The 14718-nt window shown below is 60.5% G+C and carries 16 protein-coding genes; 8 read left to right on the forward strand and 8 right to left on the reverse strand.

The annotated features are described in order from the left end of the window. Positions 1 to 161: 161 nt before the first annotated feature. From AB4O08_RS01045 to AB4O08_RS01065, 5 genes are read right to left on the reverse strand one after another with little or no spacing between them, the layout of a single operon-like run. Positions 162 to 551, reverse strand: coding sequence for a RidA family protein (locus tag AB4O08_RS01045; RefSeq protein ID WP_010210958.1), 390 nt, complete (start codon positions 549 to 551; stop codon positions 162 to 164). A gap of 16 nt (positions 552 to 567) precedes the next feature. Further along, positions 568 to 1350, reverse strand: a complete 783-nt coding sequence (locus AB4O08_RS01050; protein ID WP_010210959.1) for an amino acid ABC transporter ATP-binding protein — start codon at positions 1348 to 1350, stop codon at positions 568 to 570. Continuing rightward, positions 1347 to 2009 (reverse strand): amino acid ABC transporter permease, encoded by a 663-nt coding sequence (locus AB4O08_RS01055; RefSeq protein WP_010210961.1) that lies wholly within the window; start codon positions 2007 to 2009, stop codon positions 1347 to 1349. The genes AB4O08_RS01050 and AB4O08_RS01055 overlap by 4 nt, the downstream gene beginning before the upstream one ends. An 11-nt stretch (positions 2010 to 2020) precedes the next feature. After that, positions 2021 to 2683, reverse strand: coding sequence for an amino acid ABC transporter permease (locus tag AB4O08_RS01060; protein ID WP_010210962.1), 663 nt, complete (start codon positions 2681 to 2683; stop codon positions 2021 to 2023). A gap of 51 nt (positions 2684 to 2734) precedes the next feature. Next, positions 2735 to 3583, reverse strand: a complete 849-nt coding sequence (locus AB4O08_RS01065) for a transporter substrate-binding domain-containing protein (protein WP_010210965.1) — start codon at positions 3581 to 3583, stop codon at positions 2735 to 2737. Between the two features lie 333 nt (positions 3584 to 3916). Here AB4O08_RS01065 and AB4O08_RS01070 point away from each other — a divergent pair, with 333 nt between their 5' ends. Beyond that, positions 3917 to 4165: a hypothetical protein gene (locus AB4O08_RS01070; protein ID WP_460114648.1), complete on the forward strand. Its 249-nt coding sequence runs from the start codon at positions 3917 to 3919 to the stop codon at positions 4163 to 4165. 58 nt (positions 4166 to 4223) lie between these two features. Next, on the forward strand, positions 4224 to 4565 hold the full coding sequence (locus AB4O08_RS01075) for a thioredoxin family protein (protein ID WP_231501106.1): 342 nt from the start codon (positions 4224 to 4226) through the stop codon (positions 4563 to 4565). Here the strand turns inward: AB4O08_RS01075 and AB4O08_RS01080 are convergent. From AB4O08_RS01080 to rpiB, 3 genes are all read right to left on the reverse strand, one after another. Beyond that, a complete protein-coding gene (locus AB4O08_RS01080; RefSeq protein WP_010210971.1) occupies positions 4555 to 6117 on the reverse strand; it encodes a TerC family protein in 1563 nt (520 codons plus the stop codon). The two genes, AB4O08_RS01075 and AB4O08_RS01080, sit on opposite strands and share 11 nt — an antisense overlap. 263 nt (positions 6118 to 6380) lie before the next feature. Then, positions 6381 to 7361, reverse strand: coding sequence for a sugar-binding transcriptional regulator (locus tag AB4O08_RS01085; protein ID WP_010210972.1), 981 nt, complete (start codon positions 7359 to 7361; stop codon positions 6381 to 6383). A 63-nt stretch (positions 7362 to 7424) separates the two neighbouring features. Next, positions 7425 to 7886 carry a ribose 5-phosphate isomerase B gene (gene rpiB, locus AB4O08_RS01090; protein ID WP_010210973.1) on the reverse strand — a complete coding sequence of 154 codons (462 nt, stop codon included), beginning with the start codon at positions 7884 to 7886 and terminating at the stop codon, positions 7425 to 7427. 283 nt (positions 7887 to 8169) lie between these two features. Here rpiB and AB4O08_RS01095 point away from each other — a divergent pair, with 283 nt between their 5' ends. From AB4O08_RS01095 to AB4O08_RS01120, 6 genes are all read left to right on the forward strand, one after another. After that, a complete protein-coding gene (locus AB4O08_RS01095) occupies positions 8170 to 9657 on the forward strand; it encodes a sugar ABC transporter ATP-binding protein (RefSeq protein ID WP_010210976.1) in 1488 nt (495 codons plus the stop codon). Then, positions 9654 to 10631, forward strand: a complete 978-nt coding sequence (locus tag AB4O08_RS01100) for an ABC transporter permease (RefSeq protein WP_010210977.1) — start codon at positions 9654 to 9656, stop codon at positions 10629 to 10631. Before AB4O08_RS01095 ends, AB4O08_RS01100 begins: the two co-directional genes overlap by 4 nt. A 34-nt stretch (positions 10632 to 10665) precedes the next feature. Continuing rightward, the gene (locus AB4O08_RS01105) at positions 10666 to 11673 is read left to right on the forward strand and encodes a substrate-binding domain-containing protein (RefSeq protein ID WP_010210978.1); all 1008 of its coding nucleotides are present in this window, start codon (positions 10666 to 10668) and stop codon (positions 11671 to 11673) included. A gap of 88 nt (positions 11674 to 11761) precedes the next feature. Further along, positions 11762 to 12517: an SDR family oxidoreductase gene (locus AB4O08_RS01110; RefSeq protein WP_021491706.1), complete on the forward strand. Its 756-nt coding sequence runs from the start codon at positions 11762 to 11764 to the stop codon at positions 12515 to 12517. 27 nt (positions 12518 to 12544) lie between these two features. After that, positions 12545 to 13660, forward strand: a complete 1116-nt coding sequence (locus AB4O08_RS01115) for an erythritol/L-threitol dehydrogenase (protein ID WP_010210982.1) — start codon at positions 12545 to 12547, stop codon at positions 13658 to 13660. A 56-nt stretch (positions 13661 to 13716) separates the two neighbouring features. Then, positions 13717 to 14718 carry a dihydroxyacetone kinase subunit DhaK gene (locus tag AB4O08_RS01120; protein ID WP_010210984.1) on the forward strand — a complete coding sequence of 334 codons (1002 nt, stop codon included), beginning with the start codon at positions 13717 to 13719 and terminating at the stop codon, positions 14716 to 14718.

The following is a 14718-nucleotide window of genomic DNA, read 5'->3' on the forward strand; positions in this document are numbered from 1 at the left end:
TTTCGGTCCGGTCAGAATGTTGCTATCAACACATACCCCCTGTGGGAGCGGGCTTGCTCGCGAATGCGGTGGCTCAGCGACAGATGCATTTACTGATACACCGCATTCGCGAGCCCGCCCGCTCCCACATTGGATTTGTAGCGACGTCAGGATCCAGGCATTTAGCCTTTTTTCTTGTACGCCACGCAATCGATCTCCACCTTGCAGTCGACCATCATGTTCGCCTGCACACAGGCCCGCGCCGGGGCGTGTTCCGGGGTGAAGTACTCGCCGAACACCTTGTTGAAGCTCCAGAAGTCCCGCGGGTCTTCCAGCCACACGCCGACGCGCACGACGTCTTTGAGCTCGTAGCCGGCTTCTTCGAGGATCGCCACCACGTTACGCATGGTCTGGCGGGTTTGTTCGATGATGCCGCCGGTGATGATTTCGCCGTCCACCGCAGGCACTTGGCCTGAGACGTACAACCAACCGTCTGCTTCCACCGCGCGGGCGAAAGGACGAGGTTGGCCACCGCCGGCTGTGCTGCCGGCACCGTAACGAGTGATGCTCATAACAATATGCTCCTGATTAAAAACGAATGTTCTTGAGAAATTCCGCCAGGCGCGGCGATTGCGGGCGTTCGAAGATGTCCTTCGAGGTGCCCTGCTCTTCAATGCGGCCCTGGTTCATAAAAACGATCTTGTCCGAGACTTCATAGGCAAAGCGCATTTCGTGAGTGACCAGCAACATGGTCATGCCCTCTTCCGCCAGGCCTTTGATCACGCTGAGTACTTCGCCCACCAGCTCCGGGTCGAGGGCCGAGGTGACTTCGTCGAACAGCATCAGGCTGGGGTTCATGGCAATGGCGCGGGCAATCGCTACACGCTGCTGCTGGCCGCCGGACAATTGACCCGGGAAGTGGTTACGACGCTCTAGAAGTCCTACGCGGTCCAGCCATTTTTCTGCCAAAGCCACCGCCTCGTCCTTAGGCATTTTCTTAACTTTCAATAAGCCCAGGGTGACGTTCTGCAGCGCAGTCAGATGCGGAAACAGGTTGAATTGCTGGAACGCCATGCCAGTCATCGCACGGTGCTGGGCAATCACCCGCTCAGGGTGGCGCACGCGCTTGCCGGCGATTTCGCTGTAGCCGATGGACTCGCCATCCAGCGTGATCTGCCCGCCCTGGAACTCTTCCAGCAGGTTGACGCAACGCAACAGCGTGGTCTTGCCCGAGCCGCTGGAGCCGATCAAGGTCACCACGTTGCCGCGCTGCATGGACAGGTCGACGCCCTTGAGCACTTCCACCTGGCCATATTGCTTACGCAGGCCACGGATGTTCAGCAGCGGTTGGTTGGTGTGAGGTTGGTTCATGGCAAGGCCACCCGCTTTTCAATGTAGCGCCCGAATAACTCGATGGCGTAGTTGATGACAAAGAACATAAAGCCTGCGAACAGGTAGAACTCCAGGGTCATGAAGGTGCGCGCGATCACTTGCTGGGTACTGAGCAGCAACTCGGCCACGCCGATCACCGACAGCAGGGTCGAAGCCTTGACGATTTCCGTGGAAGAGTTGACCCAGGTCGGCAAGATCTGGCGCAGCGCCTGGGGCAGCAACACGTAGCCCAGGGACTGGTAAAACGTCAGGCCGATCGCCTTGCCCGCTTCCAGTTGCCCACGGGGAATGGCTTGCAGCGCACCGCGCACGATCTCCGAGACGTGGGAGCCGCAGAACAACGTCAACCCGACTGCACCAGCCTGGAACGCGGTGATCTGCCAACCGAGCGCCGGCAGCATGTAGAAACACGCCAGCACCAGTACAAACACCGGCGTACCACGGATCAAGTCGACATACAGCCGAAACGGCGCACGCATCCAGAACTTGCCGTAGGTCAGGATCAACCCGGCGACGATGCCGATCAGGGTGCCAAAGATAATCGCCAACGCGGACACATAAACGCTGGCTTGAAAACCCGCCCAGAGGGTCTCCCGGGCGATCCACAACTCATGCAGCCAGCTGGGGGATTCGTACATGGAAACCTCGCTTAACGACGGATCGCCAGACGCTGTTCCAGGTAACGGAGCAGCATGGCAATGAGGTAACAGGCAGCCACGTAGAGCGCGGTCGTGACCAGCCAGGTTTCAATCACCCGGTAGCTTTCGACGTTGATCTTGCGGGCGTAGTAGGTCAGCTCCGGCACGGCGATGGCGGCGGCGAGCGAAGTGTCTTTGAACAGCGAAATGAAGTTGTTCGACAGCGCAGGCAGCACGTTGCGCAGCATCACCGGCACGGTGATGTAGGCGCGGATACGCCACTCCCCCAGACCGATGGCCAGCCCGGCTTCCCGCAACCCTTTGGGAATGTTCAACAGCCCGGCGCGGAAGACTTCGGTCAGGTAGGCACCGGCGTACAACGATAGGGTGATGATGAACGAAGGGATCTTATCCAGACGAATCCCGAGGCTGGGCAACGCAAAGTAGATCAACAGGATCAGCACGAGAATCGGCGTATTGCGCACCACCGTCACATACACCGAGGCGAAGACACGCAGCGCACGGTGCTTGGACAGCATGGCAAACGCCATCATCAGGCCGATCACGCAGCCGATGGCGATCGACAGCAGCGCCAGCTCAAGGCCCAGGCCGAGCCCCGCCAGCAAGCTGGGGAAGTCGCGCCATACGGCGGCAAAGTTCAACTGATAGTTCATGGTCAGCAGTACCTGATTGAGGCGCCGTCAGCGGCGCCCCAGGTTTTCGATTTACTTGAACTCAACCGGGAAGCCGATCGCGGGTTCCGGCAGGTCTACACCGAACCATTGCTTGAACGAGGCCTTGTAGGTCGGGAACTCCACACCGGTCATGGCTTCATGCAGCGCGGTGTTGACGAAGTTCAGCCAGTCCTGGTCGCCACGCTTGACGGCGCACGCATAGGTCTGCGGGCTCCAGGCGTAGGCCGGGCTGCGATAGCGGCCTGGGTTCTGCACCATCAGGTACTTGACCGAGGACTGGTCGGTAGCGGCGGCATCGGCGCGACCGGAGTTCACAGCCTGGTACATCAGGTCGACGCTGTCGTACTGGTCGACCTTGGCCTTGGGCAGCGCCTGGTGCACCAACTCTTCGGCGTAGACGTTTTGCAGCACAGCCACGGTGACGCCGTCGCCGGCGGCCTGCAGGTCTTCAATCTCTTTGTACTTGCTGTTGTTCGGCAGCAGCAGGCCCACGCCTTCGCGGTAGTACGGCAGGGTGAAGGCGACCTGCTGGGCACGGCTGGCGGTAACGGTAATGAACTGGCAACTCATGTCGACCTTGTCGGTCAGCAGGTTGGGAATCCGGGCGTCAGACGACTGCACCACGAACTCGACCTTGCTCGGATCGTTGAACAAGCCCTTGGCCACGATACGGCCGATGTCGATATCAAACCCCTGCAACTTGCCATCCGCTCCCTGGAAGTGCCACGGCGCATTGGTACTGCCTGTACCCACGATCAAGTGCCCACGCTTGAGCACATCATCGAGCTTGCTGTCCGCCGCCTGCACGATGCTGGCGAGGGAAGCCGATGCGGCGAAGAGAAAAACACACGCTTTAAACACGGAAGGTCGGTGATGCATGACAAGCACTCCAGAAGTTGTGTATTCCGCTATACCGGAACTTAGTATGTAACAACGGAATAGACAGCAGAAAGTGTGCCACACGCGGTAACAGAAAAATATGACGCATATAAATTTGTTATAAATCAGTCAGATGACTATTCATGAGCAGCAAGGCGTTACGCCAGCATCTGGAATCACGTTGCTACCCAAGGCCCCAAATGCCGGTGACAGGCCACAATCGAGTGCGCCACAACGACTTTGCCGCGCACCGTTGCAGTGCGCATGCAGCCTGGAAAAATCCCCACACTGGACTAGCCTTGGCGCATCTCTGCCGACAAGGACCCCGCCCTGATGAAGCTCCGTCTCACCCTGGTTTTGCTCGCTTTCCTGACGGCCGGCAGTGCCTCGGCCAACAACGACCGTCGCGAATGCAAAGCGGAACTACGCAAGCTCAATGACGCCTTGAGCACCAACTACACCAGTCAGAACCACCATGGCTACCGCCAGGCAAAGGCCTCACGAGACAATCTGGAATACAAGAAATGTGCGAGCCAGGCACGCAAGGCGCGTGAACGGGTGGAGCCTAACGGCGACCTGTGAAGGTTGACAGTAGACCCGAACACCTTCCCGCCTTAGCGTGAGCCATGCCTGGAGGGGAATGTCGATGAACTATGTGAATGCCGTGATTGCGGACAAGGCTGCGTTTGAGCGCGAACTGGAGACGGCGCAGCCCGTTTTTGTGGTGTTTATGTCACATGACTGCACGGCGTGCAGTGACGCACTGCCACGCTTCATGCGCATCAGCGAACACTACAAGGACCACGTCAAAATCTTGATCCTTGATTGCCTCGACACCCCACGACACCCAAGTGTCGACCGCATCCCGATGCTGCTGATCTACCACAACCAGAGACTGCTCGAAGCCCTTCCCGGCCTTGGCGAGCAAGCGCTGAACAGTGCCTTCAAGCAGTACACCCAACTACCCGCCGTTACGCCTTAGGCAAAGGCGTCAGGCAAACTTGCGTCACCCGCCGCTCCTCCACCGCCGCGACCGTCAGGCGCCAGCCCTCATGTTCCAGGCTATCGCCCACTACCGGAAGGCGGTCGAGCAGGCTCATGACCAGGCCGGCCAATGTCTGGTAGTCCTCGGTCGCAGTCGCCCTGAAGCCGGTGCGCTGGCGAACCAGGTTAAGGTTCAAGGCGCCATTGGCGCGGAAGCCATCGCCCTCTTCGACGATATCCGGGCCCTCGATTTCGCTGGCATCCGGCAACTCACCCGCGATGGACTCCAGGATATCGGTCATGCTCAACACCCCCATGAAATCACCGAACTCGTTGATCACGAACGCGATATGGGTCGACTCCTGGCGCATTTGCTCCAGGGCATTGAGGATCGAGAAACTGTCCAGCAAATTGATCGCCCGGCGTGCCAGGTGCTCCAGGTTCGGCTCGTTGCCGGCCAGGTATTCCTTGAGCAATTCCTTCTTGTGCACGAAGCCCAGCGGCTCATCGACGGCGCCGTTGCGGATCAATGGCAGCCGTGAGTAGGACGAATGCATCAGCTTCAAGCGAATACTGTCAGGATCGTCCGCCAGATCGATGCAGTCGACCTTGGCCCGCGGGGTCATCAACGTGCGGATCGGGCGTTCCGCCAACTGCAGCACACCGCTGATCATCACGCGCTCACGTCGGTCAAATAGCGGGCCTTGCGCGGCATCCGGCTCGCCCAACAGGTCAGCGACCTCTTCACCCACTTCTTCCACGGCCAGGCTGCGACCACCCAACAAGCGCATCACGGCATGGGCCGTGCGCTCACGCACCGGCAGCACGCCTTGGGCCGATTTCTTGCGACGTGAACGGGCGATCTGGTTGAACACTTCGATCAGGATCGAGAAACCAATCGCCGCGTACAGGTAGCCCTTTGGAATATGGAAACCCAGGCCTTCGGCGGTCAGGGCGAAACCGATCATCATCAAGAAGCCCAGGCACAGCATGATCACTGTCGGGTGCGCATTGACGAAGCGGGTCAGCGGCTTGCTTGCCACGATCATGAGGCCGATGGACACGATCACCGCGATCATCATCACCGCCAACTCGTCCACCATGCCCACGGCGGTAATCACCGCATCCAGGGAGAACACCGCATCCAGCACCACGATCTGCGCCACGATCGGCCAGAACATCGCGTAGGCGACATTGCCGGTACGCTGGGCCACATGACCTTCCAGGCGCTCGTGCAATTCCATGGTGGCCTTGAACAGCAGGAACACACCACCAAACAGCATGATCAGGTCACGGCCCGAGAAGCTCTTGTCGAACACCTCGAACAACGGCTGGGTCAAGGTCACCAGCCAGGAAATACTCGCCAACAGGCCCAGACGCATCAGCAGCGCCAGGGACAAGCCGATCAACCGCGCGCGGTCACGCTGCTCCGGTGGCAACTTGTCCGCCAGGATCGCGATAAACACCAGGTTGTCGATGCCCAGCACCAGTTCCAGCACAATCAAGGTCAACAGGCCGAGCCAGGCCGTTGGATCCGCTAACCATTCCATTTATTGAGTCTCTTCAGTCATCGATTTTCAGAATGCCGGGCACGGCAAGGCGCGGTCAGTGGACCGGTACAAGGTTAGCAGTCGGAATACGGGGTGCTTCAGAGGGAACAGCGGCAGCGTAAGTCTTGGGGAAAGACGACTGGGGGGCTCCGAGAGGGTGTTCATGCAAGTCCTGACATAGCAAAAGGACTTGAATCCTACATCTGAAACACAAATTTCCTACAGCGCGAAACTATTACTAAATCTGTACCCCCCTGCAGGCGTCAGGATTTTCGGGTAGCGTCGTCCAACGCCAGAATGGTGTGCGCATTGGTCACCGTCGTGGCCAGCGTATTGATCACCCCCGACCGCAACGCCCCCAGGGTCGCCGCCGCCTTGGTGTTCTCGCTGGCAATCGCCACCACATCCGGGATGCGAAACAACTCCGGCACCGTCAACCCAATCACCCTGCCCTGTATGGCGTTGACCGCAGGCTGGCCGTGAATGTCGATAAAGTCATACCCCATCATGTCGCCGACAGTGCCGGACAAACGCGCCTGGGCGATTTCCTGCGGTGAAAACCACCCCATGCGCACCATATTGCTGTTTTCGCTCATGTCGCCAATACCGATCAACGCAATATCCGCACGCCGCGCCCGATCCAGCGTGGAGCGCACGGTGTCGTTATTGATCAGCACCCCGCGCAATTCCGGGTTCGCCACCAGGGCCGGAGCATACAAGCTTTCACTCTCCCCCCCGAAGCGCAGCGCCAGGCGCCGACAGATATGGTCGGGGTTCATGTATTCGCCGGCCTTGAGCGAACCACCGATGGCGCAGACAAATGTGCAATTGCGTGTCACCGGCAAGAACACGTTGTCGGCCACGGCCCCGACGTTGCGCCCCATGCCCACCGCGACAATCATGCCGTCGCTCAACGTCTTGTTCAGGTAGTTGGCCACCAGGCTGGCGACGGCCGAGCGCTGGGTGTCAGGCTCACTGTGGTCGACGGCGATCAATGCGCGATCCAGCTTGAAGCGCTCCACCAACGCGCGCTCCAGCTCATTGTTCATTGCCGGATGCTGCAGCACGCGCACCTCGACAATCCCTTCATCGCGCGCACGCTTAAGCAGGCGGCTGACCTTTGCCCGCGACAGATCGAAGCGCTTGGCGATGGCTTCCTGAGTGACGTTCTCGAGGTAATAGAGCATCGCCACTTCGGTCATCTGATCGATATCGCTGGCAATGCGCTGGGTACTGTCACTCATGGGGACGGGCTTCCGTTTCGGCGTCAAAGGCGCATTCTCCCGACTCTTGCCCCGTTTAGTCCACTACTGATGCCCGTCGCGCTCGATCGCATTGATACGCTCGACCTTGGCGCCGGAACGCGCCGACTCAAACTCCGACTCCAGAAACGATTTGACGATGCTTTTGGCCAGCTCCGCACCGATCACCCGCGCACCGATGGACAGGATTTGCGCATCGTTGCTCTTGCGCGCCCGCTCCGCCGAATAGGTGTCGTGGGCCTGGGCCGCGCGAATGCCCAACACCTTGTTGGCGGAAATGGCCATGCCAATCCCGGTGCCACACACCAACACACCCAGCCGCTGCTGCCCGGCATTGATCGCGTTGGCCACGGCCAGGGCGATGTCCGGGTAAAGCACGGGCGCGGTGGAATGGGTGCCGAAGTCGGTCACCGGGTAACCCAGCGCCTCGATATGGCGCTTCAACAGCTCTTTAAGCTCAAAACCAGCTTCATCGCATCCGATAGCCACCGGGAAAGGAGTGTTCATGGCGTCTGGCTCCACTGCCGTGATCGTGTTTATGACCGATCATATGATCAGTCAGTGAAATTATGCTCACACATTTCGCGGTCAACCACCCCTCACTGTCAAGCATGATTTAACTGACTCGCCAGTCAATGGCGCCTAAATAGGCGTTATTCACGCACAAGATCAGAATTATGGCTTTTACATGAAAGAGATTGACTGATCAGAATTTCATTTGATACACATATGCTCACAGCGAAACATGACTGTGCGACCTAATAAGAATTCACAGCACGAGGACACGCCAATGGCCAGGCCATTACTGCTCCAGGCTGAACACGTCGCCAAGGCTTACGCCGGGGTCCCTGCCTTGCGTGACGGGCGCCTCTCTCTGCGGGCCGGCAGCGTCCACGCCCTGTGCGGCGGCAATGGCGCGGGCAAATCGACATTTCTGAGCATCCTGATGGGCATCACCCAGCGTGACGCCGGCAGCATTCTGCTCAACGGCGCGCCGGTGCAGTTCAACCGCCCGAGTGAAGCGCTGGCAGCGGGGATCGCGATGATCACCCAGGAGCTGGAACCTATCCCCTACATGACAGTCGCCGAGAACATCTGGCTGGGGCGCGAACCACGCCGCGCCGGTTGCATCGTCGACAATAAGGCCCTTAACCGCCGCACCCGCGAATTGCTCGACAGCCTTGAGTTCGACGTCGATGCCACCAGCCCGATGCACCGCTTGAGCGTCGCGCAGATCCAACTGGTGGAAATCGCCAAGGCCTTCAGCCATGACTGCCAGGTGATGATCATGGACGAACCCACTTCGGCCATCGGCGAACACGAGGCGCAAACCCTGTTCAAGGCCATCCGCCGCCTGACTGCCCAGGGCGCCGGCATCGTCTATGTGTCGCACCGCCTGAGCGAACTGGCGCAGATCGCCGACGACTACAGCATCTTCCGCGACGGCGCCTTTGTTGAAAGCGGGCGCATGGCGGACATTGATCGCGACCATCTGGTACGCGGCATCGTCGGCCAGGAACTGACCCGCATCGACCACAAGGTCGGCCGCGAATGCGCTGCCAACACCTGCCTGCAAGTCGACAACCTGAGCCGCGCCGGGGAGTTCCACGACATCAGCCTGCAACTGCGCCAAGGCGAAATCCTCGGCATCTATGGCTTGATGGGCTCGGGGCGCAGCGAGTTTCTCAACTGCATCTACGGCCTCACGGTCGCGGACTCCGGCAGCGTCACCTTGCAAGGCAAACCCATGCCGATCGGACTGCCTAAGGCGACCATCAATGCCGGCATGTCCCTGGTCACCGAAGACCGCAAGGACAGCGGCCTGGTGCTCACCGGCAGCATTCTTTCCAACATTGCCCTGTCGGCCTACAAGCGCCTGTCGAGTTGGTCGCTGATCAATGCGCGCAAGGAAACCCAGCTGGCCGAGGACATGGTCAAGCGCCTGCAGATCAAGACCACGTCCCTGGAATTACCGGTGGCGTCCATGAGCGGCGGCAACCAGCAGAAAGTGGTACTCGCCAAATGCCTGTCCACCGAGCCGGTCTGCCTGCTGTGCGACGAACCGACCCGCGGCATCGATGAAGGCGCCAAGCAGGAGATCTACCACCTGCTCGACCAATTCGTACGCGGCGGTGGCGCCGCCATTGTGGTGTCTTCGGAAGCCCCGGAGCTGCTGCACCTGAGCGATCGCATCGCCGTATTCAAGGGCGGCCGGCTGGTGACCATCAGCACCGACACCGCCCTTTCCCAGGAAGCCTTGTTGAGACTTGCCTCATGAATGCCAAAACCATCACAGCCCCCGTTACTGCCGCGCCGCGCAATCGCCTGCGTCTGTCCCTCGACCGTTTCGGCCTGCCGCTGGTGTTTATCCTGCTGTGCGTGGTGATGGCGTTCTCCAGCGAGTACTTCATGACCTGGCGCAACTGGATGGACATCCTGCGCCAGACCTCCATCAACGGCATCCTCGCGGTAGGCATGACCTATGTGATCCTGACCAAGGGCATCGACCTGTCGGTGGGTTCGATCCTGGCCTTTGCCGGGTTGTGCAGCGCCATGGTCGCGACCCAGGGTTATGGCCTGCTGGCAGCGGTCAGTGCCGGGATGTTTGCAGGCGCGATGCTTGGCGTGGTGAACGGCTTCATGGTCGCGAACTTATCGATCCCGCCGTTCGTGGCCACCCTGGGCATGCTCAGCATTGCGCGCGGCATGACCTTCATCCTCAACGATGGCAGCCCGATCACCGACCTGCCCGACGCCTACCTGGCGCTGGGCATCGGCAAGATCGGCCCGATCGGCGTGCCGATCATCATCTTTGCCGTGGTCGCACTGATCTTCTGGATGGTGCTGCGTTACACGACTTACGGCCGCTATGTGTACGCGGTGGGCGGCAATGAAAAGAGCGCACGCACCTCAGGCATCGGCGTGCGCAAGGTGATGTTTTCGGTGTACGTGGTCTCGGGCCTGCTCGCCGGACTGGCTGGCGTGGTGCTATCGGCCCGTACCACCTCTGCCCTGCCCCAGGCCGGGGTTTCCTATGAGCTGGACGCGATTGCCGCCGTGGTGATCGGCGGCACCAGCTTGTCGGGCGGCACCGGCAGCATTGTCGGCACGCTGTTCGGCGCACTGTTGATCGGGGTGATCAACAACGGGCTGAACCTGCTCGGCGTGTCCTCTTATTACCAACAGGTCGCCAAGGGCCTGATCATCGTGTTCGCAGTACTGATCGACGTGTGGCGCAAGAAAAAACGCTAGAGAACGACCTACAACAATAACCGGAGTTCTACTCATGAAACTTGGTACCACCCTGGCCGCCACAGCGGCCCTCTCCCTGCTCGCCTGCAGTATCGCCATGGCCGCCGATGGCAAGACCTACAAGGTCGGCGCAGCCGTCTACGGCCTCAAGGGCCAGTTCATGCAGAACTGGGTCCGCGAGCTCAAGGAACACCCGGCGGTCAAGGACGGCACCGTGCAGTTGACCGTGTTCGACGGCAACTACGACGCCCTCACCCAGAACAACCAGATCGAAAACATGGTGACCCAACGCTACGACGCCATCCTGTTCGTACCGATCGACACCAAGGCCGGCGTCGGCACCGTCAAGGCGGCCATGAGCAACGACGTGGTGGTCATCGCCTCCAATACGAAAGTAGCCGATGCCTCCGTGCCGTATGTGGGTAACGATGATGTCGAGGGCGGCCGCCTGCAGGCCCAGGCCATGGTCGACAAGCTCAATGGCAAAGGCAACGTGGTGATCATCCAGGGGCCGATTGGCCAGTCGGCGCAGATCGACCGGGAAAAAGGCGAACTGGAAGTGCTGGGCAAACACCCAGACATCAAGATCATCGAGAAAAAGACCGCCAACTGGGACCGCGCCCAGGCCCTGGCACTGACCGAAGACTGGCTGAACGCCCACCCCAAAGGGATCAACGGCGTGATCGCGCAGAACGATGACATGGCCCTCGGCGCCGTACAGGCCCTGAAGTCCCACGGGCTGACCTCCAAGGATGTGCCCGTCACCTCGATCGATGGGATGCCCGACGCGATCCAGGCGGCGAAAAAAGACGAAGTCACCACCTTCCTGCAAGACGCCCAGGCACAGTCCCAGGGCGCGCTGGACGTGGCGCTGCGCGCACTGGCCGGCAAGGACTACAAGCCGCAGTCGGTGATCTGGGAGCGCTATGCCAAGGAGGTGAAATGGGGTGACGGCACGGCCAAGAACTACATCCTGCCGTGGGTGCCGGTCACCAATGCCAACGCCGATGCACTGTACAAACAAGTCAGCGGCGGCAAATAACGGTTTTGACCTGTAAATGCGTGCCAAATGTGGGGGCGCCACCGCCCCCCATATCGGACCGCCACCGTTTTCGAAAATGGAGTTATTCATGTCTGGATTCTGGAACCAAGCCTTCGACCTGACCGGCCATTGCGCGGTGATTACCGGTGGCGCCGCCGGGATCGGCCTGGCCTGCGCCAGCCTGCTGGTGGAACGCGGCGCGCGCGTGGCCCTGCTGGACCGTGACCCCGCGGTGGTCGAGGTAGCCGCCGGCCTGGGCGCCGGGCATCTGGGCATTGTCGTCGACCTCGGTCAGATCGGCCAGATACAACACACCATCGACACGGTTTTCGCACACTTCCAACGCCTGGATTACTTGATCAACAGCGCCGGCGTGGTGCTGCTGGACAAGGCCGTCGATGTCAGCGAAAGCGCCTGGGACACCACCCTGGACATCAACCTCAAGGCCAGCTTCTTCGTGGCCCAGGCCTGCGCCCGGCACATGCTCGCCCAAGGCAGCGGGCGCATTGTCAACCTCGCTTCCCAGGCCGCCGTGATTGGCCTGGACCGGCATGTCGCCTACTGCGCAAGCAAGGCCGCCATTGTCGGCATGACCAAGGTACTGGCCATGGAGTGGGCCCCACAGATCAACGTCAACGCCATCTCCCCGACCATCGTCGAGACAGCCCTGGGCAAGAAAGCCTGGGCCGGCGAAGTGGGTGAAAAGGCCAAATTGCAGATCCCGGCGGGCCGCTTTGCCCAGCCGGAAGAAATCGCCGGGCTGGCGCTGTACTTGCTCAGCGATGCCGCACAGATGATCACCGGCGCCAACATGGTGATCGACGGCGGCTACAGCATTCAGTAATTCATCTTCTTGTCGTGAGGTTTTGTCATGTCCACCGTCACCGAACGCACACCTGAACAACTGTCCCCGGTCATCCCGAAAACCATGCAGGCCGTGGTTTGCCATGGCCCGGAAGATTACCGCCTGGAAACCGTCGACGTGCCCGTGCCGGGCCCCGATGAAATCCTCACCAAAGTCGAGTTGTGCGGCATCTGCATGGGCGACATCAAGACCTATCGCGGCGCCCCGTCGTTCTGGGGTGACGCCGAACAACCCCGCTACGTGAAACCGCCCATGATCCCCGGCCATGAATTCGTCTGCCGCGTGGTTGCCTTGGGCCCAGGCGCAGAGAAACGAGGGGTGAAGGTCGGTGACCGGGTGATTTCCGAACAAATCGTGCCGTGCTGGGGCTGCCGCTTCTGCAACCACGGTCAATACTGGATGTGCCAGAAGCACGACCTGTATGGCTTCCAGAACAATGTGCAGGGCGCCATGGCCCAGTACATGATCTTCACCAAGGAAGGCATCATTCACAAAGTGCCGGACTCTATCGCCCCGGACGAAGCAATCCTGATCGAACCACTGGCATGCTCACTGCACGCCGCGGAACGCGCCAATGTGGATTTCGACGACGTGGTGGTGGTCGCCGGCGCTGGCACGCTAGGCCTCGGGATCATCGGCGCGGTGCGCATGCGCAACCCGAAAAAGCTCATTGTCCTGGACATGAAGCCGGAGCGCGCCGCCCTCGCCCTGCGCATGGGCGCCGACGAGGTCTGGAACCCGGCCGAGGAGGACGTGCTGGCGAAAATCCGCGAGATCACCGACGGCTACGGGTGTGATATCTACATCGAGGCCACCGGGCACCACAAGGCGGTGAACCAGGGCCTGGCCATGCTGCGCAAGCTGGGCCGCTTCGTCGAATTCAGCGTGTTCAATGACGAGGCCACCGTGGACTGGTCGATCATTGGCGACCGCAAGGAGTTGGACGTGCTGGGCTCGCACCTGGGACCGTACATGTACCCGCGCGCCATCGATTTCATCGGCAACCGCAAGATCGACATGCGCGACGTCGTGACACACACATTTGCGCTGGCGGATTTCAAGGAAGCGTTCGCTGTCATGGAGCGCGGCGATAAGTCGCTGAAGGTGGTGCTGCAACCCTGACCGCGCACCCACCGCTTCTGCGCCTACCGTTAACAACAAGAACAGGAACCCGCGTTATGAATCGAGTCATCAACGATCCGGACCAGGTGGTCGAGGACATGCTGCGCGGCATTCTGGTCGCGCACCCCGAACTGCGCCAGTACGAGACCAACCCACGCGTCATCGTCAAGGCCAAGCCTTCTGGGCCTGGCCGCGTCGGCATTGTCACCGGGGGCGGGTCGGGCCATGAACCGGCCTTTCTCGGCTATGTCGGCCCGGGACTGGTGGATGCGGTGGCCGTCGGCGAGATCTTCTCCTCGCCCACTGCCAAGAGTTTTTTCGACGCGTTTCGCGCAGCCGACCATGGCGCAGGTGTGGCTTGCCTTTACGGTAACTACGCTGGCGACAACATGAACGTGAAGCTGGCAATGAAAATGGCCGCCAGCAAAGACATGCGTATCCGCACCGTGGTCGCCAACGATGACGTGGCGTCCGCGCCCAAAGCCGAGATTGCCAAGCGCCGTGGCGTGGCCGGGGAAATCTTCATGTGGAAGATCGGTGGCGCCGCTGCCGCCCAGCATTACGACCTGGACGGCGTGATCCGGGTCGCGCAGAAGACCGTCGACCACTGCCGCTCGATTGGTATCGGCCTCACGCCGTGCACCATTGCGGCAGTGGGCAAGCCGAACTTCCAGATTCCCGACGGCCAGATGGAACTCGGCATAGGCCATCATGGCGAACCGGGCATCGACGTAATCCCGATCGAACCGGCCGCCGCCATGGCCGAACGCATGCTCGCGCCGATCCTTGCCGACCGCGACTTCAGCCAGGACAACAGCGTGGTGGTGCTGGTCTCGGGCCTGGGCGCCACGCCGGTCATGGAGCTGTATATTTTCTACGCCGAGGTCGAAAAACAGCTCACGGCCAAAGGTTTGAAGATTCACCGTTGCTATGTGGGCAATTACTTCACGTCCCTGGAAATGATGGGCGTAACCCTGACCTTGCTCGGCCTCGACGCCGAGCTTACAACCCTGATCGATCAACCCTGCCGCTCCATCGGCATGACCCAGGCGGAGTGA

It is taken from the genome of Pseudomonas sp. H3_E07 (assembly GCF_054668895.1).